Here is an 18636-nt window from a genome sequence, read left to right on the forward strand (position 1 = left end):
GCGTCCTCGCTGATGCTGTTGGTGTCGTTGACCGCATTGGGCACGTCGTCGACGATGTCGATGACGATGGCTGCCGGAGCCGACGACGAGGTGCCGTCAGAGACGGTGAGCGAGAAGCTGTCGGTCTCGGTGACTGCGGGAACGTCCGTGGTCGGGCTGGTCAGCGTGTACTGATAGGCAGCAACGCCGGTTGCCGGGTTGTAGCCGGTGATCAGCAGCGTGCCGTGGTCGCCCTGGAAGACCGAACCGTTAAGGCTGCCAATGGCAACCGTGACGCCGCCGATGGTGACGCTCTGCACGTCATCGAGCCCGTCGGCGTCCGACACCGTGAAGGTGCCTGTCGCAACCGTGCTGCCGTCGCCGGCCGCCGAACCCGCCGCCAGACCTGCTTCATAGACCTGGTCATGCGCGCCGGCCGGATTGCCCTGGTCGACGACGACCTGTGGCACGTCGTTGGTGCCGTTGATGGTGATCTCGACCGTTGTCGTCGAGGTGTCGCCGTCGCCATCGGTCAGCGTATAGGTGAACGTGTCCGTCAGATGCTGGCCGGTGGTCAGCGCCTGGACCGCCGCAGCGCCGTTGTTCAGCGTGTAGCTGTAGTGGCCGTCCGCATCGATCGTGATCGAACCGTAACTGCCCGCCACGGCCGACCCGACATGGCCCGAGGCCGATGCAACCGTGCCTGCCTCGACGCCCGTTACCGTCGCCCCGTCCGCGCCCTTAACGTCGGCGACGCCGTCCGTCACATTCGCGTCCGCGCCGCCGCTGGCCGTGATCACGTTGCCGTCCGCGACCGTCGCGCCGTCTTCCGTCACGCTGTCCGTATCGGCAACCGCTGTCGGCACGTCGTCGACAATGGCGACGGCAAAGGTGGTGCTGGCCGAATCGCCGTCGACGTCCGTGACAGTGATGCTGAAATTGTCCGGAACCGTGTCGTTGGGATCGAACCCGTTCGTGTGCTCGGGATGAGTGACCGATTCGGTCACCGTGTAGTTATATTCGATGGCGCCGGTGCTCGGATTGTAGGAGACGATCGTCAGAAAGCCGAAATCGCCAGGAATCTGCTGGCCGACGCCGGTGACGGCGACACCGTTGATAACGATCGACCCGATTCCATCCGGTGCGTCGATGCTGATCGTTCCGATGCCTGAGGTTTCGGAATTGCTTGGCGCGTCGCTGCCGGGCGATTGTGTCTGGTTGCCATCGAGGCCGGTTTCACTGGCCGCTTCGGTCGGGGCAAGCAGTGACGTGGCCACCACTGAAACCGGCCTGTCGACGATGGACGGGAACAGTTCGCGGCGATCCAGAAGCCCAAACTGCAAGGCGGTCGGCGGCAGCAATGCCGACAGGTCGAACCCGTCGCCGATGCCGCCGGGGGGAACCGAGAAATCACCGCCTGCGCTTGAATTCGAACCGCCGGGGCCGGCCGAGATGGAACCGTCGGCGCCGAAGGCGACATCGACATGGCTGGCTTCCAGCGCCGCCAGCAGCGCAACGCGCGGCACCTCGACGTCGCCGATGATGAAGGTCGGCACGTTCAGGGCGCCATCCTTGATCACGATCACCGAGCCGTCGGCCTGCTCGAGCACAAGGTTTTGGCCGTCGACCTTAATGTTGTCGATGGAGGCGTTGGCCGGAAGCCTTACCACGTGGCTGGCGTCGGCTACATATTCGTGCTGCGCAGCTGCCGGCAGCGTCTTCGCTTCCGCGGGGGCTTCCGGCTTGACGGGCGCTCCGCCGCCGACATCGACCGGCACCGGTTCGGACGCTGCCGGTGCGGCCTGCTGCGTCGAATTTGCCTGTGCGACCCGGATCTCCGCCGGCGATGCCTGATCGCCGTGTTCACTGGACGCGGAATGCTCGTTCAAGGAACCCGAAAAGCTGTCCAACTCGATATTGTTCGTCATGGCTGAAACCCCTCCGATATTTACCGGATAGAGACAGCGGCCATTTCTACTTTGCAACTGCCCCCTAATCTATTTCATATATTATGATATGCATTGCTCGGCATTTTTTACACGTGGTAAACCGCGACAATATAACCTGATATATGCTGGCTCCCAGAGGCTTCCCTGACGGAGTACTGGCCGGGATTTTTTGGTAAATCAAAGTATAAAATTGAATAGAATTTTAAATAAAATAGATGAAGACAGTTGCTGGATATTTATCCACCTTCCTTTCCAATAATTTGAGACAAGATTGGTAGCGTCCACAGTCAAAGGTGGGCGTTATGAAAAAGCAAAAATCGGTTCCGGGAAAAACCGGGCTCCAGATGCTCCTGCTGGCAATCGGGCTTGTCGGCCTGGCGGGGCCGTCATTCGCCAGCGATATCCCCGCACCCGGCAGGCCTCAGGAGAAGGTCCAGACGCCGCCCTGTCTCGGCGGTGTTTCACTGACGAGGCCCCAGCCCTGGCAGCCTGCGGACGCTTACCGGATCGGCATGGTCACCGGCAGCTATGGCCCGGATGTCGGCCGCGGGGACGGCTCGTCAACGGCGCGAGATGACGCCGGGATAGATCCGGTGCAGACCGCGTCGATTATTCCAGGGGTCTTCGGATCGGTTGCCTTGTCCATGCGCAATTTTCCCGTCGCGGCGCGCTGGGCGCCTGTCTACCGGGCAATCACCGCCTGCTCGGCAGGCAGCCCCTGCGAGCACAAGAGCACGGCTTTTGCCGGCATGATCGCCGCCGCTCAAGGCAAGGGATTCAGCGAGAAGCTGTCCTTCGTCAACAGCAGCGTCAATCGCCTGATCGCCTACAGGAAAGACAGCCTCGTCTACGGCAAGCTCGACTATTGGGCGAAGCCTTCGGAGATTCTCGATCGGCGAGCCGGCGATTGCGAGGATTTTGCCATCCTCAAGATGACGGCCCTGCTGAGGGCCGGCATTCCGACGCAAAGCATGGCGCTTGTCGTCCTCCAGGATCGCAAGAGAGGCTTCTTTCACGCAGTGCTGTCGGTGAGCACAGGCAGCGGCACCTTCATTCTCGACAGCCTCAGCAACACCGTTATGCGTGACAGCGATCTCCCGGATTACGTCCCGCTCTATTCGTTCAGCACCGACCGGGCCTGGATCCACGGTTCAAGACCGGGCGGCGCCCAGATGGCCGACATCAAGGGCGGTTTCGCAACCGTCGCACCCGGCGAAGGTTTTCAGCCATAGGGTTTCGGCCAGTCCAAGCCATAGGTTCTCGCCAAGGACTGGCGGGCATTCAGCCGCCGAAGACGAACGCCATCAGCAGCTCCGGCTCGAGCACCGGAGCCCGCACCGCATTCAATTGCCCCCGGTAACGACGGTCACCCGCGCCGATGACAAAACCGGTGGCCACCGGCGATTCGCCATTGGCGTCGAGCCGCGTGAAGATGTCGGCCACATTGAGATCCAGCGCCAGCTTGAGGTCGTGCCGTGCGTCATCGCTTGGGGCGATCGGCAATTGGCGCTTGACCAGTTGCTGGAACGGCGCGTTGAACGACAGTATCTTCTTCGAAGAAGCCAGGGCAAAGGCCGGAGACGGGCACGCGACCAGTATGGCGTTGATGGTGTTGATCGATGCAAGCCTTCGCAAGGTCAGGTTTTCGTCCCCCAACCCACGCATGCAGGCCACCCGGATCGCGGATGTCAGATTGCCTGTCTGGGCCTGGCTTTCGGCGATCTCGTCGATGAGCATTCCGATCGTGCACTTCCTGCTTTCGGCCATCTGCTTCAGCGACATCCAGAATGCCCGCTCCAGACGAATGCCGCGCCGTATGCCGCCTCGCGCCACGACCCGAAACTCCAGCCCGAAATCCTCGGCGGCGACTGGCGCAAGCAGCCGCTCGCGATCGGAATGATGAGGGCTGGCGCTACCGCTCACTCATCGCCTCCTCACGCGCCTTGTTGATCGGCTTCAGGAGGTAGTGCAGGATCGTCTTGCGCCCGGTCTTGATGTCGACCGAGCAGATCATTCCGGGGATGATCGAATAGGCCTTGCCGTCTCTTTGAAGCGTCGATTTGTCCGTCGCCACGCGCACCTGATAATAGGGCTCCCCCGTTTTCTGATCGACCAGGCTGTCGGCTGTGATGTTGGAGACCTTGCCCTCGATGCCGCCGAAGATCGAGAAATCATAGGCGGTGACCTTGATAAGGGCTTCCTGGTCGGGCCGGATGAAGGCGACATCCCGCGGCGAGACCCGTGCCTCCACCAGCAACGTTTCGGAGGTTGGCACGATGCCGGCCACGACGGCGCCAGGCTGGACGAAGGCGCCGACCGTGTTCAGTTCCAGCGTGTTGACGATGCCGTCCACGGGAGACCGGATATCGGTGCGCGCGACCTTGTCGGTGGCTCCCCTTATGGTCTCATCCACCACCGAAAGGTCCGCCAGCGCCTGGGTAAGGTCGTCCAGCGCCTCCTGCTGCAGTTGCAGGCCGAGTTCCTCGACCTGAAGCTGAGCTTCCGTGATCGACGATTTGATCTTCTTTATCGTTTCGCCGGCAAGGTTCAGCTGGCCGTTGAGTTCGGTCTGCTCGCGCTCTACCCGGAGCTGCTCGGTCCTTGCCATCAGGCCTTTCTTGACCATCGCGTCGACGAGTTTTGCCTCCTGGTCGCTGACGACCAGGTTCTTAGAAAGACGATCGGAATTGGCCTCCGCCTCGGCAAGTTCCTTCTCGCGCTGATCGAGGCGTGACTTGAGCACGGACAGCTTGTTGTCGAAGTTCCCGCGCCGGGCGATGAGCAGCTTCTGTTCATTGTCGCAGATTTGCGGAGCGACCGACTGGATGTCCTGCGGGCACGGAAATGGGCCCGAGAGATTGCCGGCCTGTTCGTATTTCAGCCTTGCTATGCGCACTTCGAGCGCGCGCGCCTTGGCCTGCTGCTCGCCAAGGCTGGACGTGTTGAGCGTGTTGTCCAGGCGGATGATGAGATCGTTCTTCTTGACGACCTGGCCGATCGTCACGGCGATTTCCTGAACCACACCGGCCTCGCTCGCCTGGATGATCTGGGTCTTGGAAGCAGGTATGACCTTGCCGTCGCCGCGTGCGATCTCATCGACTTCGGCAAAGGACGCCCAGGCGACAAAAACGACGAAGAGCGCTCCGATGATGAATATGGACGCCGACGCAAACAGCGGCGGCCGATCTTCCCTGGCAAGCATTTCCCACGCCCCAACGCATTGGATGCAGCAATAATTGTTTTGTCAGGCGCTTGTTTTCTGCAACGCCTGTATGACTTGGTCCTTCGGTCCGTCGGCAACGATTTTGCCCTGTTCGATAACGATCAGGCGGTCGGCCAGTTCAAGCATGCTGAACCGATGTGTGGAGACGATCAGCGTCGTGTCGCGGTCAAAGGCGACTTTGAGCTGCTTGATCAACTGGCGTTCGGAAGCAAGATCCATCGAGCCCGACGGCTCGTCCAGAAAGACGATTTTCGGTTTGGTCAGCAGCAGGCGCGCGATCGCCACCGTCTGCCTTTGGCCGCCGGAAAGATTGGTGCCGCGCTCGCCGACATTCATGTCGTAGCCGCGCGGGTGGCGTGAAACGAAATCATCGACGCCGGCAGCCTTTGCCGCTTCGATGATCTGTTCGTCTGTAGCCTCGGGGCATGCCATCAGGAGGTTTTCCTTGATGGTGCCCGAGAACAGGTCGCCGGCCTGCGCAACGATGCCGACCGCGGCGCGAACCTCGGACGGGTGATACTGGCGAATGTCGATCCCATCCAGCAGCAACTCACCGGAAGTCGGCAGGAAGAGCCGGCCGACCAGCCGACCCATCGTCGTCTTTCCCGATCCTATGCGGCCGATGATGCCGATCCGCTCACCCGGCTTGACCGAGAAATTCAGGCCGGTCAAAACTTCGTTTTCCGAGCCTGGATAGACAAACCCGACATTCCTGAACACCATCGCCCCCTTGCGGATGGGGCGGTTGACGAAGCCCACCGTGTCGGGTCGATCTTCCGGTTGAGCCATGATCGAATTCACCATCCTCAGCGAGAGCATGGCCTGGCGGAACCGGGACAACGTTATGGCGATCTGGCCGAGCGGCGCCACGGCCCTGCTCGCCAGCATCACCGTTCCTATGATTGCTCCTGTCGAAACATGCCCTTCCGAGAAGGCATAGGCGCCGGCCACGACCAGGGCGACGGTCACCAGCTGCTGTATGGACTGGGTGATGTTGCCCGCTGCCGCCGAAAGCTGCTTGATCTTCTCGGACGTGTTGGCGGCGTTCTTGGAGTGCTCTCCCCATTTCCGCAGCAGATACGCCTCGGCGCGCAGCGACTTGATGGTCTCCAGCGTCGAGATGGATTCGACCAGCAGGGCCTGGCGCTGCGATGCTTCGTTCATCGAGGCTGCGACGCGCTTGCCGATGCGGCGCTGGGTGACCAGGCCGACGATGACGGACATCACGAAGGCCAGCGCCGGTATGATCACCAGCCAGCCGCCTATTGCATAGATCACAAGGAGAAAGACGAAGACGAATGCCGTGTCGATGAACACGCTTATGGTGTTGGAGGTGAAGAACTCCCTGACGAACTCATATTGCGTGACCCTGTTTGCGTATTCACCGGTCGAGCCGGGGCGCGCCGAAAGCGACGAGTTCAGCACTTTTTCGAACAGCAGATAGGATATCCGCAGATCCGCCTTGCGCCCGGCATAGTCGATGAGGGAAGCCCTGGCCGTCTTCAAAAGCAGGTCGAACAGGATGACCGCACCGATGCCGAGAGCCAGGACCCACAGTGTCGATATTGCCTTGTTCGGCAGGATCCTGTCGTAGACGTTCATGGTGAAGATCGGCGAGGCTATGGCCAGCAGATTGATGAACACCGCCGCCAGGACGACTTTCGAGTAGGTGCGCCAGAAAGCGCCCATCGTCCCCGTAAGCCAATGTCTTCGCTCGATCCTGGCCGCCGAGCCGACCGACATGGTCTCGGCGGCATTGGCATAGGTGATCGAAAAGGAAGCGCCGCCGCTGATGTAGCTGGCGGCCAGTTCCGACCGGCCGATCGTGGTGCGGCCGTCTTCCTGGGGCGCGGTGATATACGCATCGCCTTCGCCTAGAGCCAGCAGGGCGACGGGCAATTGGCTGACGCGAAAAACGATGGCCGGCAGGTCGATACGCCCCCTGAGAAAATCGCGATGATTGAACTCGGTGACTTCCAGGCCGATGCGTTCGGCAAGGTGCCTGATGTCGTCGGCCGCAATTCGCGTGTCCGAGAGCGGCACGCCGGCAAACAGCACGGTCTCCGCGCTCGGCCTGCCGAGATATCCGGCAACGGCCGAGAAGCAGGCCTTGAACGCCTCCTTCGGGGAGAGGATGTTGGGTTGCTGGTTCACGATCTGCCCGTCAGGACGCTCGCTGGACCTTGTGCTGTCCTATTTCTTCCTCACCGGAGCGAGAATATCGAATGGCAGGTCGTTCTTCTGCTCCGATGGCGTCCGCGCATAGGTTTCTGTGTCCGCGGTTTCCGGTGCTGCGAACTCGGTGCGTGCATAGGCCGTCGCTTGCTTTGCCGGCTCGAGATTCATCGTTTTCAGCAACTGTCCGGTCGCGGCCAGGAGCCGGTACTGGGCAAACAGCGATGCGTAGGACGCGGTATCCGCCAGCGTTGCCGTGTTGAACCGTGTATTCTGCGCATCGAGCACGTCGAGCAGCGAGCGCTGTCCGACCTTGAACTGCTCGCGATAGGAAGCAACCAGCTTCTCATTGGCAGCGGCTTGTTGCCTCAGGGTCTTTGCCAGATCGGCTTGCCGGAAACGGCGATCCCATGAGGTGCGAACGGCTTCCTCGATTTCACGCTGGACCTGATGCAGCGCGAGACGCTGTTCACTGGTGCGGCGGATCTGTTCCTGCTCGTTGGCCTTGTCGATGCCACCGCGGTAGAGGTTCCAGCGCAGGACCACGCGCGCCTGCAGGTCGGTGGTGTCGCCATCGTCGCCGTCAATGTCGGTTCCTGCCCGGGCCCGACCTTCAGCGATGATGGAGGGGCCAAATTTTGCCCGCGCAGCGTCCACGAGGGAGGCCGCCGCGTCGATGTCGCTGTTGGCCATGTGTACGCGCGGATTGCTTTCCCGCGCCAACCCTATCGCGTCGTCGAGCGAGCGCGGGAGTGCGGCCGAGACATCGCCGGGCCTCGAAGGGCTGGTCAGTGGCTTTCCGACGGTTTTGAAGAAGCGGATCTTGGCCGCTTCCAGTTCCTCGGTCGCCTCCTGCATGCGCGCCTTGGCGGCGAACAGCCGTTCCTCGGCCTGTTGCCGGTCGGCCTCGTTCAGCGCGCCGCCCGAGATGCCTTGCCGGATGTCGCCGAGAATTGCCTGGTGGAAGCCGAGATTCTTCTTCGCTTCGGCAACGATCGAGGCCTGCAGCATGTATTCCAGATAGTCCTGGACAACGGACAACCCGATGAATTCGGACCGTTCCAGAACGCGGAACGAAGCGCCGTCGACGCGCGATGCCTGACGGTTCAATTCGGCCCGCCTTCCGCCGCTGTCATAAAGCGTCTGCGAAACGGTAAGATCCGTTTCAGCCGGATAGAGCGCATCGCCTTCGATGGAAAGAGAGCGCCGGGACGGATTGTCGAGCCGGCGAACGCCAGCCGATGCCTCGACATCGACACTGGGAAGATAAAGGCCCTTGGCCTGCCGCAACTCGAACTCGATGGCTTCGCGATTTTCGATCGCCTGTCCAATCTCGGGATTGGACTCCACCGCGACAGCCATCGCCTCCTTGAGCGTGAGCGCGTGAGCACTGCCGCAGGTCAGCATGGTGGCCGCCATCAAAAGACCAAGGCGCCTGCCTATGGTCGACATGTTTGTCGTATTCATTAATCCCACCCTAACGTTTCCCCAGCGTCCTTTTCAGAGCGCTAACCAAGCCAAGGCCTGCCCGTCGGTGGATTATTCACAGATTCACGAAATATGTGAGCGATTATTGATTTAGATATCGCTAAATAGCCTTTTTGGGCAACAAGGCTGCGAGATGTAGCAAAAATAGCACATAACGTCGGCTCGCTGCGGTTGTATCCGGACGCCGCATTCAGTGGGAAAGCACAAAAAACGGCAGGCCAGTGGGCCGGTATGGCCAGAATCATGGCCGGTTCGGATAGCGGCTGTCGATGATCCAACCTGAAGTTGAGCCCTTTTTCAGGCGCGTCCCTTTGGATGCCGCGTCCAAAAATACTCCATCGCGGCGGCCGGCGTACGTTTCATGTGGCTCACTGCGGCCAAAAGCTGGTCAGCGCGCACCCTAATTTGCGCTCAACGCCACCATGCGGTCGAGCGCCGCGGTCAGGCCGCGAAGCGACACAGGGAAGCTCAGCGGGGTCTCGGCGTCCGTCGTGACATTGAGCTTCAGCACCGAGCCTCCCCTCAGCTTTCCAAGCGTCGGCCGATCGACCGTAAAGACGGAGACGCAACCCGTCGGCAGGCAGGTCCTGAAGCGCTGCGGGGACAGCGGCGGTTGATCGTCGATCTGCAGCGTCACGCCCGGATCAAGGAGGATGCCGAAGGGCAGAAGCAGGGTAGCCGTCGTCGAACCGTCCGGGCGTGCCGCGATCTCCATGGCAAGAAGCCTCTGCCCGTTCTGCTGGACCTGGTCTTGCGCAAGCGAGCACACTCTCGCCTTTTCCCGTACCGAACAGGTCACGCTCCAGTCCTGATAGACCTCACGCAGCGATGAGGGTCCATCCGGGACAGCCGCCACCTGTTGCTGGGCAGACGCCGGCGACATCAATGAGAATAGAATTGCTCCACATGCGGAGACGGCCTTCGGGCCAAGCTTCATGTGCAGACCCATTCGCGGATCTTGCATTTCTCTCCCGTCGCCTCGCAGGCCTGCAAAGCGAGATCCTCCGCTTCCCGACGGGTCTCGGCCGAGTTCACGCCCCAGGGCGTGAAACGGTTCTCCACTTTGTCTGCCACGGCAAGCGCACCGCAGTGCTTGTAGGGAAAGCCGGTCTCGTCGTCATCATTCCAATGGCGATGGTTGCGGAAGACGGTGACGACGTTGCAGGCCTTTCCGCCTGCGTTCTCGCAATATTTCTGTGCGATGTCCTTCGCTTCCTGCCGCTTGTCGGCGCCCCAGAAGAAGCCGTATTTGCTATCGGCCTGCGAATAGGCAATGGCCGCCCATATGCCTTTTTCCTCCTGTTGCGGTTCCGATGGGGCCACAAGGTCGGCTGAGACGACTTGTCCGCTCCACAAAAAGGTCAAGCCCAAAACTGCCAAAGCCTGCAATCTCATGGTCGGCATCCTTTCCTTGACCTCACTCGCTTCGCGTCCTACTTCGCCGCCGAAGCAAGGGAGATCACCACACAGCTTTTGCCCGTCGGCAGGAGAAGCGCTTCACCGGCATTGCCGCCGAGCTCGTAGACCTCGACCTGCCCGAGATGGTCGGTGATCTTGCTGCCCTGCGGCAGGATGGATGGGATGTCGGCGCACGGGCTGGCGAATGGCGCCACCCGCACCATCGCCCCTTCGCAACCCGTGGCGGTGGGCGATGCGAAGACGATGCCGGCGGCCGGGCCGCTATAGCGTTCCGACGCATAGTCCATGCCGACAAAGGCCTGGATGGCGTGCTTGTCGGCGGCCTGGTCGTTCCACAGGGATTTGACGCTGTATTTCGTGCCGGTCGTCAGGATCTGTCCGAGCACTGGATAGACGGTCGAGCAGGCCTGCACACCGGCCTGCTTGACATGCTCGAGGAAGGGCGTGTCCGGAAGCACGGGGGCCGCCGCTGTTGCTGCAGGTGCGGCCGTCGCGCCGCCGACCAGATTGGCGACCGCGGCGTAATTCCCGGCGGCGAAGCCAAGCCCCGCCACGACCAATCCCAGCAGTGAATATCCGGCCGCGCGTGGCCAGCGCCTTGGGGGCTCGGCCCGCCTCTGCCGATCCGCCTCGACGCTCGGAGTGCGTTTGGCGGACGTGAACTGGTCCTGCTGGCTCATGGTGGCGCCTCGGTTATTTGAGTGGTGAAAGGGCGTCTGACAGCCCCTTGAGCGTTGCGGTAACGGTGATCGTCTGCCCATCGACCGTCGAGTAGGAGATCGCCGGCGTCGCGTTCTGCGATATCTGCCGGCGCATGACGGGGCCGACCGGCAACATGCCGACACAGACCATTTCGTTGCAGCCGTTCAGCTGCACGTCGATCGGCTGCTTCTGTCCATCGAATTTCACGGACACAAGGCCATCGCTCCTGGCGTTCGGGGCGGTGCGCAGGATCATGTACGGCTTGCCGTCCTGGGTGGCGGCAAGCGACCAGCTGAAGGCCATCTTGCCGGACGCGTCCTCGATGATCTGCGAGACGTTGCAGACCTTCTTGCGGGCTTTGAGGTTCTCGTCGCAGATCAGCGTCCAGTTGTCGAATGGGCGTATGGTGCGCTGGTAGTCTCCGAGCTTCACCTCGGGCGGGAGCACCACGTCCGAAGGCTTGATCCTGTAGGTCGACGCAACCTGCCCGGCGGCAGGCACGAGGCCGCCGCAAAGCGCCAGGCAGGTCAGGGCAACAAGTCCTTTCATCCCTGCCTCAGTTCAAGGTGAAGCTGATGCCGGCGCCGACGCCGACATGCCCACCCGCTGCCGTGCCCGACAGGTTGCCGCGGATGCGGCCGTCCTCGCTGGTGTAGCCCGCACCGAAGGCGAATGCGCCTGCGTCGCGCCAGAGGCCGCCACCCGCCGCGACGCTCAGCTTTCCGGGCCGGTCGTCGTAGCGCAGCGAGGCGGCGGCGAGACCTATCGCGGCCGCCTGCCTGGCCTCGTCGCGGATGCCGTTGATGTCCGAATTGAGCTGACCGAGCTTCTGGTCGGTATAGTCGTTGGCCTGCTGCAGGGTCGTGGCGGCTACCTTGTCGGTGTAGTCGTTGGACGTATCGATAGCGTAAGCCACGCGGTTGTCCGTATAGCTCTTGCCGGCGGTCAGGCCCTGGTTCATCTGGTCGACATTGACCGCATCGGTCCCTTTGACGCCGGGGCCGACATTGGAGATGACGACCGGCGCGTTGACGTCGCCACCCTGCAGCGTGATGGTGTTCGACTTGACGCCGCCCGGGGCGTCATAGGTCACCGCGTTCTGGGTGAGGTTTCCGACGCCGGCTTTCAAATCCTCGATCGCCGTGTTGGTGGCGTAGAGCTGCGAGCCGTTGATCGCATCCGTGCTGCCGGCATCGACGCGCCCGGCGGCGACATTGGTGATCGTCCGCTCGGCGCCGGCATCGCCGACGCTGACGGTTCCGGTCGGAGTCGTTCCGGCGAAGGTGTAGGTCTTGCCGCCGATTACGGTGCTGGAGGTGCCGACGGCTGTCTGCGTCACCGAGCCGGAGCCGAGCGCCACATCGTTGGCGTTGTTGGCCTGCGCACCCTGGCCGAGCGCGACGGCGCCCGCCCCGGTAGCCGTCGAGCCATGGCCCGCAGCCACGCTCTCGGCGCCGCTCGCCACGCTTTCCGGCCCGATCGCCACCGCGTTGGTGCCGCCGGCGATGCTGTCGGCCAGCGTCGAATTGGCGTGGAAGTATTTGATGCCGCCGCCATTGCTGATGGTGGTCAGGGCATTGTCGACGGCCGTCAGGCCGTCATAGACGGTCGAGTAGTTGTTGCCCTGGATAGTGTAGGTCGGGCCGGTGATCGAGCCGTCGGGATTGATCGTGGTAACGCCGCCGAACAGGTCGGTGACGTTTTTCGTCACGCCGCGCAACTGCGAGACGTTGACGCCGTCGGTATCGGCCGAACCCGCTGCGACATTGGTCAGCTTGCGTTCGGCCCCGGCGGCGCCGATCGACACCTCGCCGACCGAGGTCTGCGGACCGGCGAGCGCGAAGGCCGTGTAGCCGGCCTGCGCGCCGACCGTGGTGATGGATTGCGCACCGAGCGCCACGCTGTTGATGAAGGTGCTCTGGGCGCCGGCGCCGAGCGCCACCGACTGGACCCCGGACGCCAGCGAATTGGTGCCGAGCGCCAGGCCGTCGGCCAGCAACACATGGGCGTTCTGGCCGATGGCCGTTCCGCCGGGCGCTGTCAGGTCGACGATGGCGCCATTGCCGATGCCGATGCCATTGTCGCCGTTGACGACAGTCGTCGGGCCGACCGCGACCGATTCCGCGCCGACCGCGAGCGAGTCGCCCGCCGCCGAATTGGCGTGGAAGTATTTCGTCGAGGTAACCGATACGGCAGCGATGGCGCCGGCGAGCTGGCGCACCGTCACTGCGTCCTGGTCCTGCGTGCCGTCGGCCACGTTGGTGATCTGCCGGTAGGAGTTGACATCGCCGACCGAAACGGCGCCGAGCAGCGTCTTGTCGCTCGTGTTGTACTGGATGAAGTTGGACGGACCGGCCGCGATCTGGCCGGTGGCCGGAGCGATCGCGCGATCGGAGATCGAACCCGAGCCCAGCGCCACGCTGCCGTCGATGCTGGCCTTGCTGTCGCGGCCGAGCGACAGCGCGCTGACGCCGGTCGCGGTCGCATTGTAGCCGACCGCTGTGGACCCGACGCCTTGGGCGAAGGAATCGGTCTGCGCCAGCCCGGCCTCGTTGGTGCGGGCGTAGCGGATGCCTATGCCATTGGCATCGGTATAGGCCGTCGAGGTGTCGCCGGCGATGTTGTTGAACGTGTTGCCGAGATTGGTGACGCCACTGCCGATATTGGCGATATCGGTGGTGTTCTGCGTCACCTGCTGGTTGGTGGCGAAGAGCTGCGAGCCGTTGACCGCGTCCGTCGAGCCGCCGTTCAACTGTCCGGCCGCGACGTTCTGGATCTGGCGCTCGGCTCCCGCCGACCCGACAGAGAAAGCGCCGGCCGGCGTGGTGCCCGCGAAGGTGTAGTTGACACCGCCGATCGTCGTTCCGGCGACATTTGTCGTTGCGCCAGACGTGGAATTCAGGCCGATCGCCACATCGCCGGCATTGTTGGCCACCGCATTCGGGCCGACGGCGACGGAATCGGTTCCCAGTGCCTGGGAATCCGCCAGCGTCGAGTTGGCGTGGAAGTACTTGATGCCGCCGCCGACATTGATGTTGTTGAGCGTGACGCCGATGGCGTCGACTGCCTGGTTGGTGGCGAAGAGCTGCGAGCCGTTGATCGCATCGGTCGAGAGCGCGCTGATCCGCCCCGCCGCCAGATTGGTAATGGTGCGCTCCGCGCCTGGTGCACCGATACTGACCGTCGAGGTCGGGTTGGTGCCCTGGAAGGCGTAGGTGGTGCCGTTGACCACCCCGCTGGCCGTGCCGACCGCCGTGGTGGTCACAGAGCCGGAGCCGAGCGCCACGTCGCCGGAGCTTGCCGCCGCCGTCGCGCCATCGCCCAGTGCGACATTCCCGGCGAGGCCGGCCGCACCCGCCGTCGAGCCATTGCCCAGCGCCACGGAACCTTGCCCGATCGCCTTGTTGCTGTTGCCGATGGCGACAGCGCCGTTGGCCATATTGGCGGCGGTGGCCGTCGCCGTGCCGTCGCTGTTGGCGATGTTGTTGGCGCCGCCGGTGAAGGCGCCGGTGCCGCTGGCGTAGCTGGGATCGCCGATCGAAACCGCGCCATCGCCGTAAGCGACGTTGTCGGCGCCGATTGCGACGGCCTTCCCCCCGCTTGCGAACGCCCTGGTGCCGATGGCGACGGAGTCGGCGGTCTCAGCAAAGGACTGGAGACCGACCGCGATGGCGTTGGTTGCAGTCGCAAAGCTTTCGCGTCCCATCGCGATCGCGTCGTCTCCGGATGACGTCACGTCCGTGCCGACGGCGATGGCGCTCTGTCCGCTGGCGCTTGTCGCAAAGCTGCTCTGGCCGACATAGACGGAGTTTATCCCGGACGCACTTGTCCCAGCGCCGACAGCGACGGCATTCAGGGCGGTGGTTCGGGCACCGTTGCCGAGCGCGGTACTGCCGGCTCCGCTGGCACCGGAGTTGATGCCGGCCGCGAGGGTATTGTTTCCCGTCGCGCTGGACAGGACGCCGACCGCGGTCGCGTTGACGCCCGACGCAGTGCTGCTCAAGCCGAGGCCGGTGGACCAGGTGCCCGTTGCCTTGCTCGCGACGCCGACAGCCGTGCCGCCCTGCCCCGTGGCGACCGAGCTGTTGCCGATCGCGGTCGCTTCGAAGGATGTGAAGCCGCCGGGAAGCGCCGTGCCCGAAGCGCCGCTCGCATTGGCGAAAGCGCCGATGGCGGTCGGTGAACCGCTGCCGGTGGCAACCGCATTGGCGCCGATGCCCATGGCGATCGCCCCAGCGCCGGGGACGCCGCCGGAGGCGGTCGCCTGGGCGCCGATCGCGATCGCCGCGCCTGTCTGCGCATTGGCCTGGTTGCCAAGCGCCACCGATTGCGCGCCGGCCGAGCTGGCGCTGACGCCGGCAGCGAGAGAATTGTCGCCTGCCGCGATCGTCCCGGACCCGAATGAAGAGGCGTTTGCGCCGCTGGCAACGGCCGTGTTGCCAATCGCCGTGCTGGCTGAGCCACTCGCAACCGAGGTTGCGCCCATCGCGGTGGCGAAAGCGCCGGAAGAGAGCGAATTGGTGCCGATGGCGATGCTGTTGGGCAGGGCCGTGTTGGCCTGCACGCCTGCCTGCGCGCCGACACCGAACGCGATCGACTGGTTGCCCCAGGCGCTGGCGGTGTTGCCCATCGCCGTTGCGCCCGTTCCCGTTGCTTTGGTCAGGACGCCTATGGCGACGCTTCTTACCTGGGATGCCACCACATCCGTACCAAGAGCGATGGCGCCCTGTGCAGTAGCGCCCGCTCCTGCAAGAGTGCGTCCGCCGATGTTGATAGCGTTGATATCGGACGCCACCGCCTGAAAGCCGATAGCGATGGCATTCTGGTTGCTTGCGCTGGCCGAGTTGCCCTGGGCGAAGGCATCCAATCCCGATGCGTTTGCCTGAAACCCAAGCGCGGTGGCGCGCAGCCCGGTCGCCCGGGTAACATAGCCGATCGCCGTCGAGCTCGTTCCGTCGGCACGCGCATTGTTGCCAAAGGCGGCCGCGCCTGTGGTTGCAACCGAATTGACGCCAATGGCGCTTGCCGCGTCCCCGTTGGCATGGGCGTTTCCGCCCAGGGCGAGGGCATTGACGCCAGTTGCGCCTGCGAAGACGCCTATGCCTATGGAATTGAGGCCATTGACACCCATCGCATAGCCGATGGCGATCGTGCCGTCGCCCGTTGCACTGTTGGAACTGCCCAACGCCACGCTGTTATTGCCATTCGTCGCGGTGCCGTTACCGATGGCTACGGCGTTGCCGCCGGTCGCCGAACCGCCACCGGCCTGATATTGCGCCAGGGCCGGCGTCGCAGCCATGCCGATCGCGAAGGCGCTCAGCACCGCGGCCGCCGCCGACATCCCGCCGACGCCGAGCGTTCCCAGGCCAAGGCGCCTGCGCCCCATGCCGAGCACGCTATGCGCCATCCGCAGCACCGCCATCAGACGGCGGCGAACCGAGCGAGAGCTCAGATCGGCCCCCGCGATCCACTGCCCGGCGAAATGCGCCGTGCGACGCCGAACAAACGAACCGCTCGAAATCTGGCCGTTCGAAATCTGGTTGTCGGTCATGGTCCCTCTCCGCTGGCCGGCACGAAATGTCTGACAATTCCGCTCCATCGCAGGAAGACATGATTCCTGCGTGCGGTATTTCACGATATTGCTGTCTTGTGAGAAAAGAGGCGAGCAAACGGGCATAGGTTAACGGCTCGTTACCCCTGCCAATGCTTTAGAAACAAGTAATCAAGCAACTCCCTAAGCGCCGTCTCATCTAAACTTGGCGCTAAGCTTTCCCATCCGCGCCTGCAGCGGCGTCATCTGCCGGTATTTCTTCATCACGGTGGTAAAATGGCTCTGGCTCGAAAATCCGCTGGAGTGAGCGATGTCGGCGATCGTCATGCCGCTGTCGGCAAGCAACCTTTCAGCGAAATCCAGCCGCAGACCGAGCACGTACTGATGCGGCGGCATCCCGAACGTCCTCGAGAAAGCCCGCACAAAATGATAGGGTGAAAGACCGCAAACCGCGGCCATCTCGGCAAGCGCCAGCTTGCGCGTAAAGTTCTCGTCCAGGAATTGCCGCACGCGGCTCGCGGCGCGGACGGAAAGCCCGCCTTTTGCGTTGAGCGTCGGTTGTCGCGAATTGGGTCCGGAAACCGGTCCGGGGACACCATCCTCACCCGGCATTTCTTGGCCTCCTGATTCGTCCCGGATGAGGTTCAACCCTAGGCTTCCTTCCGCGTTCCCCTGAAAAACAATTCGTGATTGATCGAAGCCGACCGGCATCGCCAACCCCATTCATGAGAGCGTTCCGGTCGGACGGCGTACAACGCGCGGACTGCATGACATTCCAGACGATTCCTGCGGAGCTTGGGGCGGATTTGCAGCAAGATGTATTCTGGAAAACGCCGCAAGGCGCCTGTTGCGGCCTGGGTGGGTGCGCAGCAGATCGGCCGGGTCGACCGTGCCGAAAGCAGGCGGATCGAGTTCGGCGAGATCGAATTCCTGCGCGGCCAATTGCGCCAGCGCTTCGGGAGCGATGGAAACGACGGCGTTCTCCCGGGTCAGGGACCAGGCCGGCTTGCTGTCCACACCCGCCGGATTGACGACGCGACATCCGGTCGGCGTATCGTACCGCGTGATCCGGTCGCTGCCGAGCAAGGCTCTCGATCGGCGTGCGGGCCGCAGCGCAATTCCAGTGGAATGCTCTTTGGCCGGGAATGTCTGCGAGACGGGATCGCGGGCGGAGTCTATGACACTCCGCGCCGCGGTGGCCCTCCAGGGGCCTGCGCTTTCAGGGATTATGTCCAGGACATATCGAGCTGTCCGTTCTCGATTGACGCCCTGGGAATTGCCGCCTTCCCGAGCATCGTCCGTATTTTCCATTGCTGGCCTCAGCCGCTTGTCTGTCGCCTGAAATCCCCCTTAGCCGACCCGGATCCAACGTAACGCACATGCTGCGGATAGTGAATAACATCCGTACGCAAACAAAAAATTTTGTTCGGGATAAAAGCCCCTCGGGGCGAGGAACCCAGGCCTTTAGGTCGCGACTACGGGTCAACAGGTCCCTTTTGACCCTTCGGCGCATTGGCTGACGGAGCATCAAACGAAAAACCCGCCTGCTCGGCGGGTCACTGGCGCAAATCAGCACCATGCACGAATATATACCTTAGCTGAGATCACCGTGTCAAGAAAAAATTCCTATCGCGAAAAGCTGCCGACGCAAAAGCCGCGACACCGCCAGCAATGCAGAGCTACCAGATTGGCTACCGGTCATTGCAGATCGTCGCGACGATTCTCATACAAATCCCATGCAAGTTCGACAAACCCCAGAAGAACGTCCTCCTCGCTCCATCCGGCAGCGACGGCCGCCTGGACGATCTCGCGGACGAGAGGCAGCAATTGGCGTTGGCATTCTGCCGACGTGTCGGCAACTATGTCATCGCCGGGAGGTTCATCGAAGTTGAATTTCATCGTTAGGCGCCCCCCTCGCCATCAATCAAAGTGTTCATATCATTAAGTTCATTCATCCTGATATACAATAGAGGTCGCACCAAAGCATAAGAGGCTTCGGAGGCTCTGAGCAGAACAGGATGATGCCAGGCTCTATGCTTCCGCTAGGTCAGGTTTGTCCTTCTGAACAGGGTCCGTTGGGAAGCTTCTACCCATCAATCTCTGCGGCTGGTCGAAACCTTCGGCCAGGGCCGCATGCCACCATCCGGCGA

General features: G+C 62.8%; 14 protein-coding genes. 1 reads left to right on the forward strand and 13 read right to left on the reverse strand.

Annotated features, from left to right (window positions below; genetic code table 11):
• Positions 1-1907, reverse strand: a 1907-nt coding sequence (locus AC0L2D_RS24900; RefSeq protein ID WP_473542844.1) for a VCBS domain-containing protein, incomplete at its 3' end; no start/stop codon positions are given.
• A 323-nt stretch (positions 1908-2230) separates the two neighbouring features.
• Here AC0L2D_RS24900 and AC0L2D_RS24905 point away from each other — a divergent pair.
• Positions 2231-3160 carry a transglutaminase-like cysteine peptidase gene (locus AC0L2D_RS24905; protein WP_473542846.1) on the forward strand — a complete coding sequence of 310 codons (930 nt, stop codon included), beginning with the start codon at positions 2231-2233 and terminating at the stop codon, positions 3158-3160.
• Positions 3161-3209: 49 nt separating this feature from the next.
• Here AC0L2D_RS24905 and AC0L2D_RS24910 read toward each other — a convergent pair whose 3' ends face one another.
• From AC0L2D_RS24910 to AC0L2D_RS24965, 12 genes are all read right to left on the reverse strand, one after another.
• Positions 3210-3851, reverse strand: coding sequence for a ribbon-helix-helix domain-containing protein (locus tag AC0L2D_RS24910; RefSeq protein WP_024502654.1), 642 nt, complete (start codon positions 3849-3851; stop codon positions 3210-3212).
• Positions 3841-5130: an HlyD family type I secretion periplasmic adaptor subunit gene (locus tag AC0L2D_RS24915; RefSeq protein WP_013529846.1), complete on the reverse strand. Its 1290-nt coding sequence runs from the start codon at positions 5128-5130 to the stop codon at positions 3841-3843. The genes AC0L2D_RS24910 and AC0L2D_RS24915 overlap by 11 nt, the downstream gene beginning before the upstream one ends.
• Before the next feature lie 42 nt (positions 5131-5172).
• Positions 5173-7305: a type I secretion system permease/ATPase gene (locus tag AC0L2D_RS24920; protein WP_013529845.1), complete on the reverse strand. Its 2133-nt coding sequence runs from the start codon at positions 7303-7305 to the stop codon at positions 5173-5175.
• 39 nt (positions 7306-7344) lie between these two features.
• Positions 7345-8793 (reverse strand): TolC family protein, encoded by a 1449-nt coding sequence (locus tag AC0L2D_RS24925; protein WP_013529844.1) that lies wholly within the window; start codon positions 8791-8793, stop codon positions 7345-7347.
• 421 nt (positions 8794-9214) lie between these two features.
• Entirely contained in the window at positions 9215-9763 is a 549-nt protein-coding gene (locus AC0L2D_RS24930) for an invasion associated locus B family protein (protein WP_027161456.1), read from the reverse strand.
• Entirely contained in the window at positions 9748-10209 is a 462-nt protein-coding gene (locus AC0L2D_RS24935) for a DUF4189 domain-containing protein (protein WP_063173787.1), read from the reverse strand. Before AC0L2D_RS24935 ends, AC0L2D_RS24930 begins: the two co-directional genes overlap by 16 nt.
• Before the next feature lie 38 nt (positions 10210-10247).
• Entirely contained in the window at positions 10248-10913 is a 666-nt protein-coding gene (locus AC0L2D_RS24940) for a hypothetical protein (RefSeq protein WP_013529841.1), read from the reverse strand.
• A 13-nt stretch (positions 10914-10926) separates the two neighbouring features.
• A complete protein-coding gene (locus tag AC0L2D_RS24945; RefSeq protein ID WP_013529840.1) occupies positions 10927-11484 on the reverse strand; it encodes an invasion associated locus B family protein in 558 nt (185 codons plus the stop codon).
• Between the two features lie 7 nt (positions 11485-11491).
• A complete protein-coding gene (locus AC0L2D_RS24950) occupies positions 11492-16486 on the reverse strand; it encodes a beta strand repeat-containing protein (protein WP_473542850.1) in 4995 nt (1664 codons plus the stop codon).
• Positions 16487-16681: 195 nt separating this feature from the next.
• Complete coding sequence (locus tag AC0L2D_RS24955) at positions 16682-17197, reverse strand: helix-turn-helix transcriptional regulator (protein ID WP_064995671.1); 516 nt, start codon at positions 17195-17197, stop codon at positions 16682-16684.
• Between the two features lie 12 nt (positions 17198-17209).
• On the reverse strand, positions 17210-17797 hold the full coding sequence (locus AC0L2D_RS24960) for a hypothetical protein (RefSeq protein ID WP_473542852.1): 588 nt from the start codon (positions 17795-17797) through the stop codon (positions 17210-17212).
• A 387-nt stretch (positions 17798-18184) separates the two neighbouring features.
• A complete protein-coding gene (locus tag AC0L2D_RS24965) occupies positions 18185-18385 on the reverse strand; it encodes a hypothetical protein (protein ID WP_082826544.1) in 201 nt (66 codons plus the stop codon).
• Between the last annotated feature and the right edge of the window lie 251 nt (positions 18386-18636).

The organism is Mesorhizobium sp. WSM4833 (assembly GCF_055811095.1).

Bases quoted from the DNA above. Each gene is read 5' to 3' on its own strand.
- AC0L2D_RS24905 (WP_473542846.1), top strand. From the start codon at position 2,231: ATGAAAAAGCAAAAATCGGTTCCGGGAAAAACCGGGCTCCAGATGCTC.
- AC0L2D_RS24915 (WP_013529846.1), bottom strand. From the start codon at position 5,130: ATGCTTGCCAGGGAAGATCGGCCGCCGCTGTTTGCGTCGGCGTCCATA.
- AC0L2D_RS24925 (WP_013529844.1), bottom strand. From the start codon at position 8,793: ATGAATACGACAAACATGTCGACCATAGGCAGGCGCCTTGGTCTTTTG.
- AC0L2D_RS24930 (WP_027161456.1), bottom strand. From the start codon at position 9,763: ATGGGTCTGCACATGAAGCTTGGCCCGAAGGCCGTCTCCGCATGTGGA.
- AC0L2D_RS24935 (WP_063173787.1), bottom strand. From the start codon at position 10,209: ATGAGATTGCAGGCTTTGGCAGTTTTGGGCTTGACCTTTTTGTGGAGC.
- AC0L2D_RS24940 (WP_013529841.1), bottom strand. From the start codon at position 10,913: ATGAGCCAGCAGGACCAGTTCACGTCCGCCAAACGCACTCCGAGCGTC.
- AC0L2D_RS24945 (WP_013529840.1), bottom strand. From the start codon at position 11,484: ATGAAAGGACTTGTTGCCCTGACCTGCCTGGCGCTTTGCGGCGGCCTC.
- AC0L2D_RS24950 (WP_473542850.1), bottom strand. From the start codon at position 16,486: ATGACCGACAACCAGATTTCGAACGGCCAGATTTCGAGCGGTTCGTTT.
- AC0L2D_RS24955 (WP_064995671.1), bottom strand. From the start codon at position 17,197: ATGCCGGTCGGCTTCGATCAATCACGAATTGTTTTTCAGGGGAACGCG.
- AC0L2D_RS24960 (WP_473542852.1), bottom strand. From the start codon at position 17,797: ATGGAAAATACGGACGATGCTCGGGAAGGCGGCAATTCCCAGGGCGTC.
- AC0L2D_RS24965 (WP_082826544.1), bottom strand. From the start codon at position 18,385: ATGAAATTCAACTTCGATGAACCTCCCGGCGATGACATAGTTGCCGAC.